Consider the following 21,950-nt stretch of genomic DNA (forward strand, 5'->3'; position numbering starts at 1 on the left):
CTGATCGAGCTGGAGCTGTGGAGCAATCCCCGCACCAAAAGCTAACGGTTTGCTTTAAGCGACACTAGGTCATACGGTGGCTTAAAGCAAACCCGTTGCGTTTAACGAAAGGAGTCTCATGTCCAGCGCCACACCGGGCGCACCCGCACAAGTCCCCTGCTCGACCGTCGGCCAGGGCACGGTGAACCGCTCCGCGGCCTTCGTCCTCAACGTGTCGATCCTGGCCTCGCTTCTGGCGGCCTCCAGCGCGCCGACGCCCCTGTACCCCCTCTATCAGGACCAGTGGGGCCTGACCGCCCTGACGGTCACGGTGATCTTCAGCGCCTACTCCCTGACGCTACTGGTCGCCCTGCTCACCGTCGGAGCGCTCTCCGACCACCTGGGGCGGCGCCCCGTCCTGGTGGGCGCCCTGATCCTGGAGACGGTCTCGATGCTGGTCCTGGCCTCGGCGGACGGCGCCGGCCCACTGATCGCCGCCCGCGTCCTCCAGGGAGCGGCCACGGGCGCGGCCACCAGCGCCGCGGGCGCCGCCCTCCTCGACCTGACGGACCCCCGGCGGCCGGGCCGATCCGCCCTGACCAACAGCCTCGCCCCGGTCGCCGGCATGGCCGCCGGCGTACTGGTCGCCACCCTCCTCGTCCGCTTCGCCCCCGCCCCCACGGCCACCGTGTACGTACTCCTGGCGGCACTGTTCGCCGCCCAGACGATCGCGGTCACGTTCATCCCTGAGACGGCCCGCCCACGCGCCGGAGCGTTGCGCTCCCTGCGGCCGCAGCTCGCCGTGCCGCCCACGGCCCGCCGCGCCCTGCTGGCGGCCGGCACCGGAGTCGTCGCCGTCTGGGCCCTGGGCGGCTTCTACTCCTCCCTCGGCCCGGCGCTCGTACGCCTCGTGGCCCCCGGCGCCCCGTACGCGCTCGGCGGCATGGTCTTCTTCACCGTCAGCGCCGCGGCCGCGCTCACCGTGTGGACGCTGCGGCGAACAGCGCCGCTCGCCGCAGCCACGGGCGGAGCCATGGCGGTGATCCCGTCCGTGGCCCTGAGTCTGCTCGGTCTGCACGGCGTCGGCCTGCTCGCCGCCTACGCCGGCGCGGCCCTGGCGGGCGTCGCCTTCGGCGCCGTCTCCCAAGGCGCGCTGCGCATGATGCTCACCTCGCTCGGCGAACAGGACCGCGCCGCGACCCTGGCCGCCTACTACGTCCTCAGCTACCTGTCCATGAGCGTCCCCGCCATCGCCGCGGGCGCCGCGACCCAGCACTTCGGACTGCGGACCACCTCCCACACCTACGCCGTGGCCGCAGCCCTTCTCGCCGTCGCGGCGGTGGCAGCACTGACCGCGTCACGGCGCAAGGCGCTCCACGCCACAGACGACCACCTCCGCTGAAAACCACTGAAGAACAAAGGAAACGACGGACCATGTACGCCTCACCGGCCGATGAGACCACCACCATCCCCTCCTGGACCGTGGGCGACGTCACCGTCCACCGCATCGACGAGGTTCCCCTGCCGCCCGCGACCGGACCCTGGCTGCTGCCGGACGCCACCACGGACGTGGTCAAGCAGCAGGACTGGCTGCGCCCCGACTTCGCCGACCACGACGGCATCCTGCGCATCGACAGCCACAGCTTCGCGTTCGTCCTGGGCGGGCTGCGCATCCTCGTCGACACCGGTATCGGCAACGGCAAGGAGCGGGCCAACCCCGCCTGGCACAACCTGCGGACCGAGTTCCTCGATCGCCTCACCGCCGCAGGTTTCCCCCGGACTCCGTCGACCTGGTGATCCTCACCCACCTGCACGCCGACCACGTCGGTTGGAACACTCGGGAAGTGGACGGCGAGTGGGTCCCCACCTTCCCCAGCGCCCGCTACCTCACCTCCCGCATCGAGCGGGAGTTCTGGGCCACGTACGACATGGAAGAGGCACGCAAGCAGATGTTCCGCGACTCCGTGATCCCCGTCGAGGAAGCGGGGCTGCTCGACCTCGTCGACGTCCCGGCCGAGGGAGTCGAGATCGCCCCGGGCCTGCACCTGCTGCCCACGCCCGGCCACACCCCCGGCCACATCGCCGTCGAGCTGACCAGCCAGGGTGAGACGGCGCTGATCACCGGCGACTGCATCCACCACCCGGTCCAGTTCGCCCACCCCTCCATCGGTGCGTGCGTCGACATCGACCCGGAGCAGTCCGAGGCCTCCCGCCGCAAGCTGCTCGGCTCCCTCGCCGACACGGAGACCTTGGTCCTCGGCACCCACTTCGCGCCGCCCACCGCCGGCCGCGTGATCACCGACGAGAACGCCTACCGGCTCGCGCCCGTCCCCGCAGCCCCGCAGACCGTCTCGCAGTGACCCGCTCCAGAGCCGCGGCTCGCACACAGCCCCCATGAGCGGGGTCCTGACCGTAACCGTCTGACCAGGTGGAGGACCTCCTGGGCCGCATAACGCTTGAGGCAACGGACGTTTTCGCGACGGGACTTGCCCTCCTTGATCCTGCACTCGTAATAGCCCTGCGTGCGCGGGTCGACCCGCAGGCGGGTGAACACGATGCGATGAAGCGCGGCGTTCGCCTGACGGTCTCCACCACGTCGAGCAACTGCGGGGCATGACATTTCACGAGGCGGGCCAGACGGGCGTCCCCATCGCGGATCTGCCCGGAGAGCCGGCCGATCCGCTGGGCCAGCAGATCCAGCGTGACCCGAGCGGCCTGCAACACCGGCTCCTCGTCACCCTCCTCGTGACCGCTCACATCGGCGAACCGCGCACAGGTCCGGAAGAGTTCGGCATCGCCCAGTCCGGCGAGTTCTTCCCGCAAGGCGGGGTCAGCAGTGAGTCAGCATCGGACCCGCCGGAACCCACCGCAGACCGTCCCCAAGCGCCACCATCACGCAACCACCAGACCGTGCCTCCGGGAGGCCCAGCCGGCGCCGAGGCCCCGAGGCATGGGCCACGCGCCTCGCCTCGTATTTGTTCAGGTCACACAAACGGGCTACAGCGAGGAGACCGACCCGGGACCGGCTCCAGCGTGCCCCCAGCCACCCTTGAGCGCCGTGTGCGAGCATGCCCGGGCTGTTGCCCGGTCACCCGCGTGGACGATCCCGGGAAGATCCCCGGGCCCTGCCGTGTTGACGCCCGCACCAGCCTTCGACGCACAGCGACAGGAGTGGACCACCGCAATGCCCAGCACCCCCGCCACCACGGCAACCGCACAGATCGGCGTCACCGGGCTCGCCGTCATGGGCAGCAACCTCGCCCGCAACTTCGCACGCCACGGCCACACCGTCGCCGTCCACAACCGCACCGCCGCCAAGACCAAGGCCCTCATCGACGAGCACGGCCACGAAGGGAACCTCGTCCCCGCCAAGACCGCCGAGGAGTTCGTCGCCGCCCTGCAGAAGCCCCGCCGCCTCATCATCATGGTCAAGGCCGGCGACCCCACCGACGCCGTCATCGAGGAATTCGCACCCCTCCTCGAAGAAGGCGACATGATCATCGACGGCGGCAACGCCCACTTCGCCGACACCCGCCGCCGCGAGAAGAACCTCCGCGACCGCGGCATCCACTTCGTCGGCGCCGGCATCTCCGGCGGCGAGGAGGGTGCGCTGAACGGGCCCTCCATCATGCCCGGCGGATCGGTCGAGTCCTACAAGGCCCTCGGACCGCTGCTCGAAGACATCGCCGCCAAGGCCAAGGACGGCACCCCCTGTGCCGTCCACGTCGGTCCCGACGGCGCCGGGCACTTCGTCAAGATGGTGCACAACGGCATCGAGTACGCCGACATGCAGCTGATCGCCGAGGCGTACGACCTGCTGCGCACCGTCGGCGGGTTCGCGCCCGAGCGGATCGCGGAGATCTTCCGTACGTGGAACACCGGGCGACTGGACTCGTACCTCATCGAGATCACCGCCGAGGTGCTCGCCCACAAGGACGCCGCCACCGGACGGCCGTTCGTGGACATCGTGGCGGACGAGGCCGAGCAGAAGGGCACCGGGCGGTGGACGGTGCAGACGGCGCTGGACCTCGGGGTGCCGGTGTCCGGGATCGCCGAGGCCGTGTTCGCCCGTTCCGTCTCGGGGCACAAGGAGCTGCGCGAGGCGGCGAACGGTCTGCCGGGGCCCTCGGCCGAGGCCGCGGCCCTCTCCCCCGCCGAGGCCGAGGAGTTCGCCGCCCGGGTGGAGGAGGCGCTCTACGCGTCGAAGGTCGTGTCCTACGCCCAGGGCTGGAACATGATCGCCAAGGCGAGCGAGGAGTACGGCTGGAACATCGACCTGGGTGCCATGGCCGCCATCTGGCGCGGCGGCTGCATCATCCGGGCCGCCTTCCTCGACCGCATCCGCGCCGCGTTCGCGGCCGACCCGCAGCTCCCCACGCTGCTGGCCGACCGTCAGTTCGCCGAGGAGGTCGGCCGGGCCCAGGACGCGTGGCGCGAGGTCGTCGCCACCGCCGTGCGCCGCGGGGTGCCGACGCCGGGCTTCGCCGCCGCCCTGGCCTACTACGACGCGCTGCGCGCCGAGCGGCTGCCGGCCGCCCTGACCCAGGGGCAGCGGGACTTCTTCGGCGCCCACACCTACCGCCGCACCGACCGCGAGGGCTCCTTCCACACGCTCTGGAGCGGTGACCGGAGCGAGGAGCAGACCGCCTGACGGCCCGTACGAGAATCGTGCCCCGCGGCGTTCCGGCGTCGCGGGGCACCGCTATGGTCGTGGCATGCCGGACGTGCCGCGTCACCCCCATGTCGAGACGGCCCTGCGCTATCACGAAGCCGTCGCCCGCTTCGCCACGGGCGAGGAACTCGCCCGGTTCTTCCACGAGGACGCCGTCCACCACCAACTGCCCAACGCCCTCTTCCCCGAGGGCGTCGTGCGCGATCTGCCCGCCATCCTGGCCTCGGCGGAGCGGGGCCGCGACCTGCTCTCCGAGCAGCGCTTCGAGGTGACGGGCGTGGTCGCGGCCGGTGACCGGGTGGCCCTGGAGGCCGTCTGGTCGGGCACGCTGGCCGTACCCCTGGGGAAGCTGCCCGCCGGGCGCGTCCTGCGCGCGCACATCGCGACGTTCCTGGAGTTCCGCGACGGCCGGATCGTCTCCCAGCGGAACTACGACTGCTACGAACCGTTCTGATCCGCAGTCGGCTCATTCGGGGCTGTGCCGACCGCGTGACAGCGCACATCATGAGCGGCGTCGTTCGGCACGGGAGATTTCCGCGAGTTCCGGGAGGTCCGATGCAGCACCGCTCACTGTCCCGCCGCACCACCCTCAGATCCGCCCTCGGCACCACCCTCGGCACCGCCCTCGCCCTCGGCTGCGCCGGTCTCGGCGTGACACCCGCGGCCGCCGGGCAGGGCCGGGTCTTCCGGGACGTGCGCGCCTTCGGCGGCACGTGGGAAGGGGTGTACGACGGCCGCCGGGCGCGGCTGAGGATCGTCGTCGTACGGCAGTCCCCCGGCACCCTCCACACCCTCTACCTCACCCTCACCGACCTCGACCGGGACGAGACCTTCACCGGCAGCCTCGAGGACCTCCCCGCGACCTCCCACCTGGCCGGCGGCATCGCGCTGCGCGGGTCCGCCGCGCTCACCCTGCGCGCCCTGGTGCTGCACACCCGGGACACCGACCGGCTCTCGGGGACGAGCGTCCGGGACGGCCGCGGCTTCCCCCTGTCCTTCCGCCGCTCCGGCACGGGCCCCGCCCACGTCGAGAACCGGCCCTTCCGCGACTACCGGGACTGGTACGGCGGGTACGCCGGTGACGCCGGGGAGGGCCGCTACACCGGTGACCTCGACGGCCGTCCCGCCGAGCTGACCGTACGCCGCGAGGACACCCCGGAGGGCACCCTGATCGGCTTCCGGCTGGTGGACCTCGACCGGGGGATGTCCTGGGGCACGGCCCTGCGCGAGTCCGAGGTCCGCCAGTGGCCCTACGACCGGCAGCGCGACCCGCTCGCGGGCAGGACGCTGACGCCCGCGCGGTTCCTGGACGAGCCCCTCCAGGTCGACTCCCTGTACTGGCACGGCTCCGACGCCGCGTACGTCTCGGGCGCGAGCGCCGGGCCGGGCGGCCTGTACGGGATGTCCTTCGTCCGGTGGGCCGCCCCGCCCGCGCGGGGCCGCTGACCCGCCGTCAGTCGTCCGAGTCGGCGGGGTCGGCGGCGCCGCCCGTCGGCGTCCCCTCCTTGATGTCGGAGATCAGCCTGGTGGCGAGGTCCGACTGCACGCTGAGATAGGTGTACGTCGGCTTCTTCTCGTCGCCCCACGTCAGGCGGACCTTCGTCCAGGTGTGCCCGGCGCCGCTGTTGTCATAGGTGACCTGCCAGGCGCGCGGGGTGTTCTGCGCGCGGAGGACGCCGTCCACGGCGTTCTTCCGCTCCCAGGCATCCAGGCGGGCGCGGAACTCCTTCGTGAGGTAGTGCGCGCGCAGGGCGTTGGACAGGGAGGCGTCGGGCGTGCCCGCACGGGCGTCGACGTAGGCGCCGTAGAAGGACGCCACCCGGTCGACGACCGAGGACGTACCGCCCTCGAGCGTCTGCGGGGTGTCGTCCGCCGCCGTGGCGGCGGACCTGGTGGAGGCCCCGGCGGAGGCCGCGAAGGCGACGGCCGGGACGGTGAGCGCGGCCAGCAGGGCGATCGCCGCCCCGGTGCGCCAGGTGGATCGGGTCGATCGGGTCGTACGCATGGCTCCCCCTCGGTTGCCGGTGTCCCTTGCGTGACCCACGGGTTGTGGGAATACATACACCTTGTACAGCGGGCGAGTTGGAGGAACAGTTCCCTCCCGGAACGTTTCTTGCCCGAACGGCTACCCGGAGGACCGGCTTTATGCGTGCTATCGGCCGGACGTGGTCCGGACCGGGGCGGCGGGCAGGGAGACGACCATCGTCAGGCCGCCCCCGGGGGTGTCCTCGGGAGTGAGCGTGCCGCCCATGGCCTCGGTCAGGCCCCGGGACAGCGCGAGGCCCAGGCCGAGCCCGGTGGTGTTGTCGGTGTCCCCCAGTCGCTGGAACGGCTCGAAGGCGCGCTCGCGGTCGGCGGGCCGGAGGCCGGGGCCCCGGTCGACGACCCGCAGCTCCACCCGGGAGGCGAGGACGCTGGCCGCGACGGTGACCGGGCGGCCGGGCGGGGAGTGCCGGGCGGCGTTGGCCACCAGGTTGGCCAGGACGCGCTCCAGCAGGGGCGGGTCGGCGAGGACGTCGGGGGCCCGTTCCAGGTCCGGGGCGGCCACCTCGCACTCCGGCGCCTCCGGCAGGCTGTCCAGGGCCAGGGGCAGGACCTCGACGAGGGCGGTGGGGCGCAGGCTCAGGGTCAGGGCGCCCGCCTGGAGGCGGCTCATGTCGAGGAGGTTGTCGACGAGCCGGTTGAGCTTGGCCATCGACTCGTCGGCGGTGGCCAGCAGTTCCTCGCGGTCCTCGGGCGAGAAGTCGACCTCCCTGCTGCGCAGGGAGCTGACGGCGGCCCAGCCGCTGGCGAGCGGGGTGCGCAGATCGTGGCTGACGGCGGCGAGGAGGGCGGTGCGCATCCGGTCGGCGGCCCGCACCGGCTCGATCTCGGCCGCCGCCCGGGCCAGCCGGGCGCGTTCCACGGCGGCCGTCAGATGGGCGGCGAAGGCGGCGAGCACCCGGCGGTCGGAGGAGGGCAGCGCGCGGCCGCGCAGGACGAGTTCGGCGTCCTCGCCTATCGGCGTCCTGATCTCCTCGGCCGGGGCGCGCCCTGCCCCGTCACGGACCGTGGCAGTTGCGCTCTCGCGGTCCCGGTCCCGGTCCCGTTCCCGGTCCCGGTCGCGGCTGCGGGGGCGCAGCTCGGCCGACTCCATGCCGAAGGTCCGGCGGGTGCGTTCCAGCAGGTCGGGGACGTCCTGTTCGCCCCGGAGGACGCCCCCGGCGAGCGAGGAGAGGGTCTCGGCCGCGGCGGTGGCGCTCGCGGCGCGGCGGCTCAGGCGCAGCGAGCGGTCCACGACGGCCGCGACGGTGACGGCGACGAGGGCGAAGACGACGAGCGCGAGGATGTTGTTGGCGCCGTGGATGGTGAAGCGGCCGGTCGGCGGGATGAAGTAGTAGTTGAGCAGGAGGGAGGCCGTCAGTGAGGCCAGCAGCGCGGAGGCCACCCCGCCGATGCAGGCCACTCCGACGACGGCGACGAGGAAGAGCAGGGCCTCGCTGGTGAGGTTGAGGGCGACGGCCTCGGCGACCGCGCCCGCACGGAGGGTCGCGGTCAGCAGGAGGGGCAGGAGCAGTCCGGCCGCGGGTCCGCAGATCCGGCGGACGCGGGAGAGGCCGCGGCCGGGGACGGACAGGCCGCGCCCCCGTCCGGCGCGCTCGTGGGTGACGATGTGGACGTCGATGTCGCCGGACATCTCGACGACGCTGTCGCCCACGCCGCGCGCGGCGAGGACGCGGGCCGGCCAGCCGCGGCGGCTGACGCCGACGACGAGCTGGGTGGCGTTCTCGGCGCGGGCGAATTCCAGCAGTGCGGCGGGCACTTGGTCGCCGACGACCGTGTGGTAGGTGCCGCCGAGGCTCTCGACGAGCCGGCGCTGTCCGGCCAGCGCGGCGGGCGAGGCGCCGGCGAGGCCGTCGCTGCGGGTGACGTGCACGGCCAGGAGGTCGCCGCCGGAGGAACGGGCGGCGATGCGGGCGGCCCGGCGGATGAGGGTGTCGCCCTCGGGGCCGCCGGTGAGCGCGACGACGACGCGTTCGCGGGTCTCCCAGACGCCGCCGATGCCGTGCTCGGCGCGGTAGCGCTGGAGGGTCTCGTCGACGCGTTCGGCGAGCCACAGCAGGGCCAGTTCGCGCAGGGCGGTGAGGTTGCCGACGCGGAAGTAGTGGGAGAGCGCCGCGTCGATCTTCTCGGGGGCGTAGATGTTGCCGTGGGCCATCCGGCGGCGCAGCGCTTCGGGGGCCATGTCGACGAGCTCGATCTGGTGGGCGCGGCGTACGACGTCGTCCGGTACGGTCTCCCGCTGCGGCACCCCGGTGATCTTCTCGACGACGTCGCTGAGGGATTCCAGGTGCTGGATGTTGACGGTGGTCATCACGTCGATGCCGGCGGCGAGGAGTTCCTCGACGTCCTGCCAGCGCCTGGCGTTTCCGGTGCCCGGCACGTTGGTGTGGGCGAGTTCGTCGATGAGGGCCACGGCGGGGCGGCGGGCGAGCACGGCGGCGAGGTCGAGTCCGGTGGACTCCGGGTCCCCGTGGTCGTGGCGCAGGCGCGGCAGCACCTCCAGTCCCTCGAGCATCTCCTCGGTGTGCGGGCGGTGGTGGCACTCGGCGTAGGCCACCACGACGTCGGTGCCGCGCAGGGCGCGGCGCCATCCTTCGTCCAGCATGCGGTACGTCTTGCCGACTCCGGGGGCAGCGCCGAGAAAGACCTTCAGTCTGCCGGGGCGGATGCCCGGAGTTTCAGGCGGAGCGCCGGCCTGGGCCATGAGCGTTCCTTCTGTCGGGGGGCGAGGCGGGTCGCCCGGTGTGGAGGGGTACCCGGCCATCGTCGGCCGATCCGGGCCGTGGGCGGCGGTGCGGGGGCCGACGTTGACGCGTTCCTGACTTCGGAAGGTCTCCTGGTCTCCCGTGCCACGCTCGTCGCCATGGGCGCCCGGCACCGGCGGGTCCCCGCGGCGGTGGCCGGTACCGGTCACCGCCGCGGCCGTGGGCGCTGAGGGGTGCCCCTGTCCCGCCCTTTCGCCGTTTCCTTCAGGGGCTCCGCCCCCGCCCCCCGCTCCTCGAACGCCGGAGGGGCTACAAGCCCCTATCGGCGTCCGTCCACCACCGAGCGGAGCTTGCCCGTGGTCGCCGTGCGGGCGAAGTCCGCCGTGTCCGCCGCCTCGACGTCGAGGTCGAGCAGCCGCTCCTCGACCGCCGAGCGCAGCTCCGGGTACCCGGCCAGCAGGGCCGCCCGCAGGGCCGCCGGGTCGGCCGAGCGCTCGACGCGGACCGTGAGGCGCTCGCGCGCCGTGCCGGTCGCGAGGAGCACCTGGAGTTCCCCGGCGTAGCCGCAGTCCTCCTCCGCGATGGTCACGAAGCGCCCGTGGTTGAGGAAGTACGTCGCGACGCGCATCACGTCGCCGAGCCTGCCCAGCAGTTCGAAGCGCGGGGCGTGGTTGCCGCAGGGGCAGCGGCCGGGGACGGCGCGGCCGAGGTCGCCGATGACGTAGCGGTCGAGGCGCTGGCCGCGCCGGGCGTGGGTGGTGAAGACGAGTCGGCCGGTCTCGCCGGGTGCCACGGGCCGGTCGGCGTCGACGTCGAGGATCTCCAGCGTGTGGAGGTCGGCGTGGAGGTGGTGGACTCCGCCCGCGCTTTCCACGCACTGGTAGCCCAGCGGGCCGAGGTCCGTGCTGCCGTAGGTGATGGAGCGGACGGTCTCGATGCCGAAGCTCTCGGCGAGCACCCGGCGCTGCTCGGCCGTGAAGTGCTCCCCGCCGTAGAAGACCTTGCGGATGCCGCCGTAGGAGCGCAGCAGGTCGCTCTGGTCGTGGAGGAGCTGCCAGAGGTAGGAGGGCATGCCGAAGAGGGTGTCCGCCTCGTGGGCGACCAGCGCCTCGGCGGTGGCGCGGTGGTCGGGGCCGGCCGCGATGGGCATCTGGGTGCCGCCCAGTCGCTCCAGGATGGAGAAGAAGCTGATGAAGCCGCCGTACATGCCGCCGCAGTAGAAGAGGTTGGCGGTGCGGTCGTGCTTCGGGTCGTACCCGGCGGCGAGCAGGCCGCGGGCGGCGGCGCGCATCTGGGTGTCGTAGTCGTCATAGGTGAACAGGGACAGGGCGGGGGTGCCGGTGCTGCCGCCGCTGCGGAAGTACAGCTCGGCGTCGCGCCGGTCGACGGAGCCGTTGAGCTCCTGGACGGCGGCCTTGTCCAGCAGCGGCCCGGTGGGTGTGGGGAGCGCGGTCGGGCGGACCAGGTCGTCGAGGCAGGCGACGGTGGCGAAGCGCTCGTCGGCCTGGACGGCGACGCGGCGGCTGTAGCGCTGGAGCGCGTAGACGCCGTCGTGGGGCTCGCCCGCGTAGCTGCCCAGCATGGAGCCGACGGGCGTGACGCGGGTGGCGCCGGCGGCCAGGGCGAGGCGGGAGAGCTCCGCGACGTCGGCGCGGGTGCCGGCGATGCCGGCGGTCTGGAGGTAGCGGCGCATGGGGCGCAGCGTGGCGAGCATCCGTTCCCGGGGCAGGGGCTTGACCCAGACGCTGCGGTGCAGCGGGGAGGCGGTGAGCGCGGGGCGGGTGTCGGCCATGACGCGCCAGGAGCCGTCGGGGGCCGTGTGGACGCGGGTGAGGCCGAGGTGCTCTTCCAGGCGGGCGATGAGCTCGGTGGTGGTGAGCTCGGCCTGTTCGGCGGCGTCCAGTTCGTCGCCGGACGGGCCGGGGGGCGCGGCGGCGAGGGCGGCGGCGAGGCGTTCGGCGAAGGCGAAGACGTCCTTGTCGTCGTCGGTGTCGAGGTAGACGACCTGGGGGCTGGAGCAGGCCTGCTGCTCCAGCAGGCAGACGTCGGCGGCGAGGGCGGCCAGGGTCGCCTCGTCCTGCCAGGCGTCGGGGGCGAGGTAGGCGAAGGAGATCTTGTGGCCCCACTCCACCAGGCGGCAGCCGGGCGGCACGTGGGCGGCCACGCCCTCGACGGCGGTCTCGCCGCCCCAGACGGCGACGGCGTCGGCGGGCGCGCACATCAGGCGCAGCCACTCCTGGCGGGAGGAGGGGAAGCGCAGCACGATGACGCGCCGGGCGATGGCCCCGCTCTCGTCCAGCGCGGCCAGTTCGGCGAGGAGGTGCTGGGCCAGGAGGGTGTCGGCGCCGGACGTCTTGAGGATGTTGACGTTGCCGGCGAGCAGTCCTTCGACGAGGCTCAGGGGGGCGACGGAGGCGGCGTTGCCGGGGGCGATGTGGGCGACGAGGCCGACGGGCGCCCACGCCTCGTAGACGGTCTCCTTGGCGTCGGGGCGGTTCAGCCGCTGGGGGGCGGTGCCGCCGAGTTCGCTGCGGAGCTTGCGGGTGAGCCCGGCGCGGGCGAGGAACGCGCCGAGTTCGGCGAGGAGGGTGCCGTCCTCGCCCTCGGGCAGGTGGGCGGCGAGCCGGGTGCGGGTGGGGTGGGCGGGGTCGAGGAGGGCGGTGGACAGCGCGTCGCAGGCGGCGAGGACGGTCTCGGTGTCCAGGGGTTCGGCGAGCGCGGCCTCGACGGTGGCGGGCAGCGCGGCGAGGCGCCGGCCGGCCTCCTCGTCGTCGATGAAGGCGCCCTGCCAGTAGTGCGGGTTGGTCTCGGTCGTCACGACATGCCCTTCATCAGTTCGGCGGCGGCCACCGCGCAGCTCTTGTTGCGGCTCACTCCGGCGCGGCCGTGGATGGTGAACCAGTCGGTTTCCAGCTCGCAGCCGCACTCGCTGCCGGGGTGGAGGGAGGCGAGGTCGCCCATGACGACGCTCTGCGCGGGGACGGACGTGATGTACGGGGAGACCAGGTGGAGGTAGCCGCGCTCGCCGTATCCGAGCGGCTCCAGCGTGCGGGTGGAGCGGATGAACACGCGGGACCAGACGGGCGCGTGGAGGTTGTGGTGCGAGCACTCGATGTACGGAATGCAGTGCTCGACGGAGCCGAAGGTGTCGCGGATCCGCTCGGAGGGCACGCCGAGCTGTTCGGTGACGCGGGCGTACAGCTCGTGCTTGCCGATCTGCTGGTCGGTGTGGCCCTTCCAGCCGCCGCCGAGGACGATCAGGGAGCCCTCGGGGAGGTTCAGGGGCGCGAGGCCCATGGCCCGCATCCGTTCCAGGGTGAACCAGAGGAACGCGGGGAAGCCCAGGATGCGGACGGGGACGTCCTCCTCGGCGAAGCGGCGGAGCGCGGCGACGCAGCCGAAGGGGTCGAACTCGTGGCCGCCGCCGGTGTGGCGGAGGGCGTACTCGACGCTGCGGGCGGGGGCGAAGTCGCAGAGGTAGTTGTCGGTGAAGGAGGTGCCGAGCTTGAGGTCGGGGGCCGGCTCGTAGCTGTAGAGCAGGTAGTTGACGGGCTGGTCGGGGGTGATCCAGCCGTTGCGCTCGAAGATCCGGGCGACCATGCGCTGGGCGGAGCGGATGGTCCACTCGTCGAAGAACATCTGCGACTTCTGCCCGGTGGTGCCGGACGAGGTGAGGTGCAGGTGGACGTCGTCGCGCGGGATCGACAGGACTTCGTGCCGCTTGAAGAAGTTCGCGTGCACCAGGGGCGCGCGGTAGGGCTCCCCGGGGGCGGTCCCCTCGTACAGCGAGCGGAAGAACGGGGAGCGTTCGGCGTGCCAGGCGTGGCTCTCGGCCATGGCGGCGGCGAAGAGCTCCTCCTCGGCGGGGCCGGAAGTGTAGGGGTCCGTCAGGTCGCACAGGCGCTGGACATTCGGCAGCAGCGCCGTGTCGGGGACGTCGACGGGGGCGAGATGGGGGTTGACGGGTGTCATGAGGCAACCTCGAGGGTGGGCAGGTAGGTCGACGCCCAGGCAGCCGCGTAGGCGTCCAGGAACGGCTGGAGGGGCGCGTCGACGACCACTTCACGGAAGTCGATCTGTTCGGCGGTGCGGGACATCACGACGTAGTCGTGGAAGCCGCCGCCGTCGGGCTCGGGACGCATGGCCGGATAGAGGGCGCTGGGGATGAAGCCTTGGGCGAGGAACGCCGAGAGCGCTCCGTGCTCGGAGAGCGGCACCAGCGCCTCCACGTACCCCGCGCCCGCGCGGGTGAGCGTGCGGGTGATGGGCTCCAGGTGGTCGGCGGCCGCGGCCGGGTCGGGTGCGGCGGCGATCAGGGAGCAGTAGCGTCCGGTGCGGTTGAGGTAGGCGTAGACCTCGAAGCTGTCGTCGTCGGCCGCCAGCAGCGCGTTGGGGGTGTGCAGCGGGTAGAACCAGCGCTCGCTGTCGGGGAAGCGCTCGTGGAAGCGGCGGCGGACGAACGAGGGCGCCTCGATCATCTCCAGCCGGGCCGCCGTCGTGGGGCGCGCGGGCACCGTCTTCGGCGCGGTGCGCCGGACGTGCCCGTAGTCGATGCCGAGGCTCGCGCCGACGGTGCGCAGGAGGGGCCCGAGCGGTGCGGGGACCTCGGCGACGGGGAGCCGCCGGTCCAGCACGCCCGGCGAGTGACGCGCGTAGAGCGCGAGGCTTTCACGGCTGTTGAGGTCGACGGCGTTGGGCAGGACGCCCATGGGCCGGAAGCCGTTGCGGGACACGACGCGCTGGGGGCCGGCGCTGACGGTGCGGACCGTGGCGTAGACGGAGTCCAGGCGCCCGGTATCCAGCGTCCGCCGGCACAGCTCGTCGGTCAGGGCGTGGGCGAGGCCGCCGGAGCGGCGCTCGGGGTGGACGGCGAGCCCTTCCAGCCGGCCGACGCGGCTGCCGGCCTCGCCGTGGACGGCCGCCGACGCGGCGAGCCCGCCGGAGCCGGGGTGCCGGGCGACCAGCCAGAGGGTGTGCGGGTCGGCGATGAGCCGCGACATCTCGGCGGGGTCGGTGCCCAGGGCGGTGGGGTAGTGCGGGCCGTAGACGGCGTAGTAGAGCTGGCGCAGTTCGGCGATGTCGGCGGGCGTGGCCCGGTCGATCGTGACGGTCATCGCTTTCCTCCGGTGACCACGGGCTCGGACGGGTGGGACGTGGCGCCTCGCGTGACCTCGTCGGCGGAGCCGGTACGGGCGGGGTCGGCCGGGGCGTCCGCGTCGCCGGTGCCGTCGTGCCCGTCGTGGCCGTCGACGTCCGCCCGGCTGCCGGTGTCGTCGGTTCCGGGACGGCCGTCGGCGCCGGCGTCGTCGTCCCGCAGGAGGGCCAGCGCGCAGGCCGCGGGCAGGAGTCCGGCCGCCTGGATCAGGCACAGGGTCTGCGGGGAGAGCCGGTCGCCCAGCAGGCCGAAGAGCAGGGAGGCCAGGGGGAAGGTCGCCCCGAGCACGGCCTGCATCACGGCGAAGAAGCCCGGCTTGTCGGCGGTGGGGACGAGCCGCTGGAACAGCGCCACGAACCGCACCCCGATGACGCCGACGCACCAGCCCGCGACGACCAGGCAGCCCGCGAAGACGAACCGTCCCGTGAACAGGCCGGGGGCGGCCAGGGCCAGGCCCATCAGGGTCAGCAGCCACGCGCCGAGGGTGGTGGGCCGGCCGGGGACGCGGGCGCCGGTGAACGAGCCGATCAGCGTGCCCACGCCCAGCGACGCCTCCAGCAGGGCGACGGTGGAACCGCCGTCCGCCAGGACGGACTTGGTGTACAGCGGGATGACGACGAAGACGGCGGTGGTGAAGAGGTTCGCCGCGGTGAAGCAGAGCAGGATCCGGCGGACGAACGGCAGCCCGGCCAGGATCCCCCGCAGCGACCGCTGCCCGTCGGCCTCCTCGGCACCGTCCTCCGCGCCCGGCGCGGTCTGGGTGCGGAAGCGGACGGTGGTGATCAGCGCGGCCGCGACGAGGTAGGCGCTCGCGCAGCCGACGGCGAGGCCCGCCACTCCGGCGGCGTCGACGATCAGGGCGCCGAGGAGCGCCCCGCCGAGGCTCGCCAGCGACTGGGTGGACAGTTCGAAGCCGGTGGCGGCCTCGATGTCCTCGTCGTCGACGAGCTCGGGCACGGAGGTGGTCAGGCAGGGGTCGAAGAAGGCCTGGCAGGCGGCCAGGGCCAGGGTCGCGGCGTAGGCGGCGGCGAGCGGCAGCCCGCCCGCGTACGCCCAGACGGCGAGGGCCGCCGCGGCGGTGCCCGCCGCCCCGGCGGCCGCGCGCAGCACGGAGCGGTGCGCGAAGCGGGCGACGGACCGGGCGACGACGGGGGCGAGCGCCACGGCGGGCAGTGTGCTGACCGCCATGAACAGCCCGGAGGCGAGCCCGCGTCCGCCGGCGACGGCGTAGGCCACCAGCCACCAGGAGACGCCGACCTGGAACATCCGCACGGCGGCCTGGGTGAGCACCTGGGCCAGCCAGACCGTGCCGAAGGCGCGGTTGCGCAGGACGAGGGGCGGGCGGCGGCCCTCGTCGGTGGTCACGGCGGTCATGCGGTGGGCCTCTCGTCGATGACCCGGACGAGCTTGCCCGAGCGGGTGTTGACGACGAGGTCGCTGTTGCGGGCCCACTCCACGGTCAGGGGGTGGACGAAGCCGGCGGCCACGCTGTCGGGGTAGAGCGGACGGACCGTGTTGAGCCGTTCGGTGACGGCCTCGGCGAGGGGCGCCAGGCCCGTGGGGTCGTCGTCGCCGGGGGCGGTGGCCAGGCGCAGCACGAGGCCGTCGCGGCCGTCCCAGCGGCGCACCACGAGCTGAGTGCCCGTCACCCGGCCGTCGGTGTCGGCCTCGGCGACGGCGTCGAGCGCGTCCTGCGAGTAGAGGGAGACGGGTCCGACGCGGACGCCCTCCTCGGCACGGCCGAGGATGCGGAAGTGTCCGGCCTCGACGTCGGTCCATTCGGCGCGGTCACCGGCGGGGAAGCGGATGACGGGCATGAGGCGGCGGAAGAGCTGGGTCACCACGACGCGGCCGGGGCGGCCGGGTTCGTGGATGGGCTCCCCGGTGGTCTCGTCGAGGATCTCGACGAGCGTGTGCGGGGTGAAGACGCGGTGCACCCGGGGGTCGGGGCCGGGGACGGGGCAGCCGAGGAGGCCGGCGTCGACGCTGGCGTAGCCGAGGGAGCGCGGTTCGGCGTTGGGGAAGGCCGCGGCGAGGAGGCGTCGCTGGTCGGAGAAGAGCGCCTCGCCGCCGAAGAACAGCAGCTCCACGGCGGGGAGCTGACGGCCCGTCGCGATGAGGTGCTCGGCCAGCCGGCAGAGGGTGGTCGGGGTGCCCGCCACCACCTGGGCGCCGAGGTCCTCAAGGGTGGGAACCGTGGTTTCGAGGGGGGCGCCGCCGCCGATGGGCAGCCGGACGTTGTCGACGGGCGCGTGGGCGAGCGAGTCCAGGACGAACAGGAAGCTGGCGTAGAGCTCGCCCGCGTAGAAGAGGTCGGCGACCCGGTGGCCGGGGCGCAGCCCGGCCTCGACGAGTCCTCCGCCGAAGGCGGTGACGAAGTCGCGCCACTCCTCGCGGGTGTAGCAGGAGAACTTGGGGGCGCCGGTCGTGCCGCCGGTCTTGTAGACGACGGCTTCGCCGAGGGGTGCGGTCAGCACCCGGTTGTCGCCCGGGGTGTTGGCGGCCCAGAAGGCGCTCTGCTCCACGACGGGCAGATCGGTCAGGTGCCGGACGTCCGGGGGGAGGTCGGCGTAGAGCTCCGCGTAGAACGGTGAGTTCCGGCGGGTGAAACGTATGAGGTCCGATAGCGGGTGAACGGACATGCGGCCTTTGCCTAGGTGATGCGGACAGGGGTGCGTGTCTTCGGGGCACGGCGAAGGCGCGGCGAGGACTGCGGTCGCTCGCCACGTGCCGGTGCCCGTGTGTTCCGCGAGAGGCGTGCGGTACCGCTCTCGGCGTCGCTCCGGCGTCAGGGTCTGACGCTCGGTCACGAGGGAACGTCGTAGAAGATATCGCAGAATCCGCCCTCTGCTCACCACATGTCAGGCGAAGGTGGCGCGAAACCTCTGTTTCTTTTGTTGAAAGCCGTTCTGACCGAACTTCTTATGGCGTCGGCCGCCCTACGCCCCCAGGCCCGCGTCCCGGGCCAGCAGGGCGGCCTGCACCCGGTTCTCACAGCCCAGTTTGGCGAGGATCCGGCTGACGTACGTCTTCACCGTGGCCTCGCTCATATGGATCCTGCGCCCGGCGTCGGCGTTGGACAGCCCCTCGCCGAGCAGGGCCAGCACCTCGCGCTCCCGTTCACTGAGCTCCGCCACCCGTCGCCGCGCCTCCTCGCCCCGGGTGGCGACGGGGCCTGCGGCCAGCGAGTCCACCACGTGGCGGGTGGCGGCCGGGGAAAGGTAGGCGGCGCCCGTAGCCGCCGCCCGGACGGCCCCGATCAGCTCCCCCGGCGCGGAGTCCTTCAGCAGGAAGCCGGCCCCGCCCTGGCGCAGCGCCCGCAGGACGTTGTCGGGCTCGCCGAAGGTGGTGAGGATCAGCACCCGGACGCCGGGGGCGTGCCGGCCCAGTTCGCCGAGGGCCGTCAGGCCGTCGAGGACCGGCATCTGGATGTCGAGCAGCGCGACGTCCACCCGGTGCCGCCGGGCCAGCTCGACGGCCTCCCGCCCGTTCACCGCCTCCGCCACGACCTCGATGTCGTCGGCGGACGTGAGGATCATCCTGATGCCGGCCCGGATGAGCGGCTCGTCATCGGCGATGAGGACGCGGATCACCGGTGTCTTCTCCTGGGATGGTGTGCTGTTCGCTAGCTCTTGACGTGGAACTCGCGCTTGTCGGACAGTCTGCCGTCCTTGAAGCAGAAGCGGTAAACCGTGTCGACGGACAGCCCCCGGGAGTCGTCGGTGGACAGCAGGGTCAGACAGCTGGCCCCGGCGGGGGCGGCCGGTATCTTGTCCTTGGCGTCGGAGGTGAGGAAGGACTTGCCGGACGGCAGCTTCTCCCGGACGTCCCGCTCGGGGTCACCGACCTTGACGGACGCGTAGGTGCTCGGGTCGATCATGCCCTTGTCGGCCTCGTCGATGACCTTGCCCATGGTGAAGACGCCCGCCACCACCAGCGCCACCAGGAGCAGCAGCGCGATTCCGCAGCCGAGCAGGCAGCCGTTGCTCTTCTTCGTGCCCATGATGTCCTTGAACTCCTCGCGAGGGTCGAGCCGGTCGATGACCGCTCCACCCTCGCTCGGAGCCCCCGCCCGGGGCTGCCGCCGGAAGTCGTCCGCCGGGGCGACGAAGGTCGCGCCGGTGGCGCTCCCCCGGGACTCCCGCGCCTCGGCCGTGTCATAGGGCAGGACGGCCGCGAGGCGGAAGCCGGCGCCGGCCGCCCCGGGGCCGGTGAAGACCATGCCGCCGACCAGCCGGGCCCGTTCCCGCAGCCCCGTCAGCCCCTCTCCCCCGCTGACCGTGTCCGCCCGGGGCTCCGCCGTCGCGGTCGGCGCCGCCGGGCCGTTGGCCACCTCCACCACCAGGGCGTCCGGCTCGTGGCGCACGCCGACGGTGATGGCGGCGCCCGGGGCGTGCTTGGCGGCGTTGGTCAGGCCCTCCTGGACGACGCGGTATCCGGCGTGGTCGGTGGCGGGCGCCAGCGGCCGGGGATCGCCCGAGCGCTCCAGGGTCACCTTCATGCCCGCCGACACGGCGGACTCGACCAGGCCCTCTATGCCCGCCACCACCCGGGAGCCGGGCTGCTCCTCCTCCGGGACGCCGTCCTTGAGGATGCCCACGACCTCGCGCAGCTCCCGCATGGCGGCCACCGACGCCTCGCGCAGCACGCCGACCGCCTCGCGCTGACGGCCGGTCAGCTCCCGGTCGACCTCCAGCGCGCCGGTCTGCACCGCGATGAGCGCGAGCTGGTGGCCCAGGCTGTCGTGCATGTCCTGGGCGATGCGCTGCCGCTCGCGCATCCGCGCCTGCCCGGCGATCATCTCGCGCTCGCGCAGCAGCTGGGCGTTGCGCAGCCGCAGGGTGTCCAGCAGGGTGCGCCGCTGCGTCCAGTAGCGGCCCGCGAGGCCGGGGAAGACCGCGGTCACCACGAAGAAGACCGTGGCGAGCGTGACCGTCCCGGTGGGCGAGAGCTCCGCCTGCCACAGGCTCAGGGTCAGATAGAGCGCGAAGGCGGCGCCGAAGGCCGCCGACGCCCGCAGCACTCCCCCGATCCGGTGCCCGGCGGACCAGCCCACGGCCATCAGCAGGAGGCTCGCGCCGCCCTCGGTGCCGCCGGAGAGGGCCGAGGTCGCGAGCAGCGCGGTGATCGGCAGGGCCCGGCGCGTCAGCGACAGCACCGCGGCCACCACGGCGACGGCGGCCATCCGCGGCCAGCCGTGGCCGCCCTCGGCCACCCCCGCGAGCAGCGCGAAGACGGCGGCGAGCAGGCACTCCCCCACCAGCCTGCGCCGGCTCCACAGCCCCGGATCGGTCAGCCGCCCCGACAGTTCACGGGCCCACGATGTCGCGTTCACCCCCGCACTCTAGGCACTCCCCCCACCCCGGCACAGGCACCGAAGGTCGCTCGCGCGTGCGACGAAAGTCGATACGACCCCGGACCAAAGCCCCGGCGGCCCGGCGGGTCCGCAGCCCGGCCCGGCCCGCCCCTCAAGCCGGGCGCGCCCCGCCCGACGGCTGGTCCGTGCCGCAGTACCGGCACTTCCCGGCCGCCGCCGGAAGGTCCTCCGAGAGGCACGCCGGGCAGGTCTTCAGCTGCCCGGGCTCCTCGAAGACGACGACCCCGCGCCGCGCCTGGACGTGCTTGTAGGGCACGACGATGAAGAAGTAGACGACGGCCATGAAGATGATGAAGTAGATCACGGCCGAGATGAAGGAGCCGATGTCCAGGTAGGTGGCCCGGTTGCCCGCGCGGCCGAGCTGCCAGCCCAGCCCCAGGCCGTGCCCGCCCTGGAGCCGGGCGATGACCGGGTTGATCACGAAGTCGGTGAACGCCTTGATCAGCGTGGAGAACGCCAGCGCGATGATCAGGCCCACGGCCACGGTGACGATGTCACCGCGCATGACGAAGTTCTTGAATCCCTTGAGCACTCCGAAAAGCTACCCTTTGCCCGACTTCTCCCCGCCGTGCGGCACGGCGACGGCACCCGGGATTCACCCCGAGGCCCACCTCGGGCCCCCCGGGACGCGCCTGAAGGCCCGCCCCGGGGCCCGCTTCACATCGCCGGGTGCGCCGGGATGTGAGTGGCCTCCTCGATGTCGTGCCCGGCCTTGTCGAGCAGCTCCCGCGACAGCTTGTTCAGGGCCCGCGCCGCCGCGACCTCCTCGCCGACCCGCTGCTGCTCGGGGTCGTCGGGGTGCCTGACGGCCTTGCCCTTGGCCCGCAGCTCGGTGCCGTCCTGGAGTCTGAGCAGAGCGGCCGCCCGGGTCTTCTTCTCTTCCTCGTCGAATTCCACCTCGACATGCCAGCCAGCGATCTGCGTCATGGCGTCCTCCTCTGGCCCGCCCCTTGTGCGCTACCCCTCCAGCGTGCACCAGGCGGCCCGATTGCGACACCGGACGCGGCAGCCCCGCCAGGCCCCGGAGACCCGTCGGGCAGGGAGCCCGTCAGACCCCGGAGACCCGTCGGGCAGGGAGCCCGTCAGACCCCGGAGACCCGTCGGGCCGCCGCGGCCCCGAACTCGCGCACCGCGCCGTCGACGATCGCCTCCAGCCGCGCGTGGTGCGCGCCCCGCCAGTAGACCCGGCCGCAGGCCAGGCACTGCGCGAAGACGTCGTAGGTGTGGCGCGTGCCGTGCTCCAGGTGCTCGCGGACGGAGTCCTTGTCGGCGTCCTGGAGCGGGCCGTTGCAGGCGGTGCAGCGCGTCCAGGGGGCGAGCGCGGGCGCGAACCGGCCCAGGACGTCCCTCAGCTGCTCCTCCGGCCGGTCGCTGTAGACGTACGCGCCGGCCCAGATCTCCCGGCGGCGCAGCAGCCCCCGGTCCCGGGAGAGCAGCACCCGGCGCTCGGCGGCGGAGAGCGCGGCCAGCGCGGGGTCGCCGATGTCCTCGCTCTCGTACGCCGCGTCGACGCCCAGCAGCCGCAGCCGGCGGGCGAGCGTGCCCAGGTGGACGTCCAGCAGGAAGCGCAGCGGCGCCCCCGGCACCTCCTGCGGCCGGGCCACCGCCTCGATCTCCACGCGCTCCCCTTCGGCCGGCACGTGCGACACCGGCACCGGGCGCCCGTCGACGAGCAGCGCGCCCGCCTCGGTGAGCGGGACGCCGAGGGACTCCACGACGTGCCCGAGGGTGGAGACGCCGTCGGTGACCACCGGCGCGGCCGCCACCCGGCGCTCGGGGGACACGAAAAGCCGCAGTTCAGGGGCGACGCTGACAAAGATCACTGGACCGTTCACGCAGCCCAGCATGCCATCGCCCGGGGCCGGGGCGCCCCGGGTTTTCCGGGCCGCCCGGGAGCCGCCCCCCGCCGCCCGGCCGGTCGGCGGACGGTCGGCAGGACGGGTGACCGCCCGTGGGCCGCGTGCGTGTCGCCGGTGGCCGGGTCCGCCGCCGGTGGGACGCTGCTGCGCACCAAACAAC

Annotated in this window: 16 protein-coding genes and 1 pseudogene; 5 read left to right on the forward strand and 12 right to left on the reverse strand. The window is 73.3% G+C overall.

The features are described 5' to 3' along the window. The first annotated feature begins 118 nt into the window (after positions 1-118). The 5 genes and pseudogenes from IE096_RS01585 to IE096_RS01605 all read left to right on the forward strand — a co-directional run bounded on the left by IE096_RS01585 (position 119) and on the right by IE096_RS01605 (position 6,097). The gene (locus IE096_RS01585; protein ID WP_189447588.1) at positions 119-1,381 is read left to right on the forward strand and encodes an MFS transporter; all 1,263 of its coding nucleotides are present in this window, start codon (positions 119-121) and stop codon (positions 1,379-1,381) included. 32 nt (positions 1,382-1,413) lie between these two features. Continuing rightward, a pseudogene (locus IE096_RS01590) lies at positions 1,414-2,339 on the forward strand (MBL fold metallo-hydrolase). Between the two features lie 824 nt (positions 2,340-3,163). Beyond that, positions 3,164-4,630, forward strand: a complete 1,467-nt coding sequence (gene gnd / locus IE096_RS01595; RefSeq protein WP_189447591.1) for an NADP-dependent phosphogluconate dehydrogenase — start codon at positions 3,164-3,166, stop codon at positions 4,628-4,630. A gap of 64 nt (positions 4,631-4,694) precedes the next feature. Continuing rightward, a complete protein-coding gene (locus tag IE096_RS01600; protein ID WP_189447593.1) occupies positions 4,695-5,105 on the forward strand; it encodes a nuclear transport factor 2 family protein in 411 nt (136 codons plus the stop codon). Positions 5,106-5,206: 101 nt separating this feature from the next. Next, complete coding sequence (locus tag IE096_RS01605) at positions 5,207-6,097, forward strand: hypothetical protein (protein ID WP_189447594.1); 891 nt, start codon at positions 5,207-5,209, stop codon at positions 6,095-6,097. A 7-nt stretch (positions 6,098-6,104) separates the two neighbouring features. Here the strand turns inward: IE096_RS01605 and IE096_RS01610 are convergent, their stop codons facing one another. The 12 genes from IE096_RS01610 to IE096_RS01665 form a co-directional block, all read right to left on the reverse strand. Continuing rightward, positions 6,105-6,656 (reverse strand): hypothetical protein, encoded by a 552-nt coding sequence (locus IE096_RS01610; protein ID WP_189447596.1) that lies wholly within the window; start codon positions 6,654-6,656, stop codon positions 6,105-6,107. A gap of 147 nt (positions 6,657-6,803) precedes the next feature. Continuing rightward, a complete protein-coding gene (locus IE096_RS01615; RefSeq protein ID WP_189447598.1) occupies positions 6,804-9,398 on the reverse strand; it encodes a sensor histidine kinase in 2,595 nt (864 codons plus the stop codon). A 320-nt stretch (positions 9,399-9,718) separates the two neighbouring features. Beyond that, a complete protein-coding gene (locus IE096_RS01620; protein ID WP_229819852.1) occupies positions 9,719-12,217 on the reverse strand; it encodes an acyl-CoA reductase in 2,499 nt (832 codons plus the stop codon). Then, positions 12,214-13,371, reverse strand: a complete 1,158-nt coding sequence (locus tag IE096_RS01625) for a LuxE/PaaK family acyltransferase (RefSeq protein WP_189447600.1) — start codon at positions 13,369-13,371, stop codon at positions 12,214-12,216. Before IE096_RS01625 ends, IE096_RS01620 begins: the two co-directional genes overlap by 4 nt. Continuing rightward, positions 13,368-14,513, reverse strand: a complete 1,146-nt coding sequence (locus tag IE096_RS01630) for a GNAT family N-acetyltransferase (protein WP_189447602.1) — start codon at positions 14,511-14,513, stop codon at positions 13,368-13,370. Before IE096_RS01630 ends, IE096_RS01625 begins: the two co-directional genes overlap by 4 nt. Then, entirely contained in the window at positions 14,510-15,928 is a 1,419-nt protein-coding gene (locus IE096_RS01635) for an MFS transporter (RefSeq protein ID WP_189447604.1), read from the reverse strand. The genes IE096_RS01630 and IE096_RS01635 overlap by 4 nt, the downstream gene beginning before the upstream one ends. After that, positions 15,925-17,196, reverse strand: coding sequence for a phenylacetate--CoA ligase family protein (locus tag IE096_RS01640; RefSeq protein WP_189447606.1), 1,272 nt, complete (start codon positions 17,194-17,196; stop codon positions 15,925-15,927). The genes IE096_RS01635 and IE096_RS01640 overlap by 4 nt, the downstream gene beginning before the upstream one ends. 297 nt (positions 17,197-17,493) lie before the next feature. Then, positions 17,494-18,147 carry a response regulator transcription factor gene (locus IE096_RS01645; protein ID WP_189447608.1) on the reverse strand — a complete coding sequence of 218 codons (654 nt, stop codon included), beginning with the start codon at positions 18,145-18,147 and terminating at the stop codon, positions 17,494-17,496. 32 nt (positions 18,148-18,179) lie between these two features. After that, positions 18,180-19,889, reverse strand: a complete 1,710-nt coding sequence (locus IE096_RS01650) for a sensor histidine kinase (protein ID WP_229819853.1) — start codon at positions 19,887-19,889, stop codon at positions 18,180-18,182. A gap of 133 nt (positions 19,890-20,022) precedes the next feature. Further along, entirely contained in the window at positions 20,023-20,463 is a 441-nt protein-coding gene (locus IE096_RS01655; RefSeq protein WP_189447610.1) for a large conductance mechanosensitive channel protein MscL, read from the reverse strand. Between the two features lie 125 nt (positions 20,464-20,588). Then, entirely contained in the window at positions 20,589-20,858 is a 270-nt protein-coding gene (locus IE096_RS01660) for a DUF1876 domain-containing protein (protein WP_189447611.1), read from the reverse strand. Between the two features lie 155 nt (positions 20,859-21,013). Next, entirely contained in the window at positions 21,014-21,766 is a 753-nt protein-coding gene (locus tag IE096_RS01665; protein WP_189447614.1) for a Mut7-C RNAse domain-containing protein, read from the reverse strand. Between the last annotated feature and the right edge of the window lie 184 nt (positions 21,767-21,950).

This window comes from Streptomyces abikoensis (assembly GCF_014648775.1).
Classification (GTDB): Bacteria; Actinomycetota; Actinomycetes; order Streptomycetales; family Streptomycetaceae; genus Streptomyces; species Streptomyces abikoensis.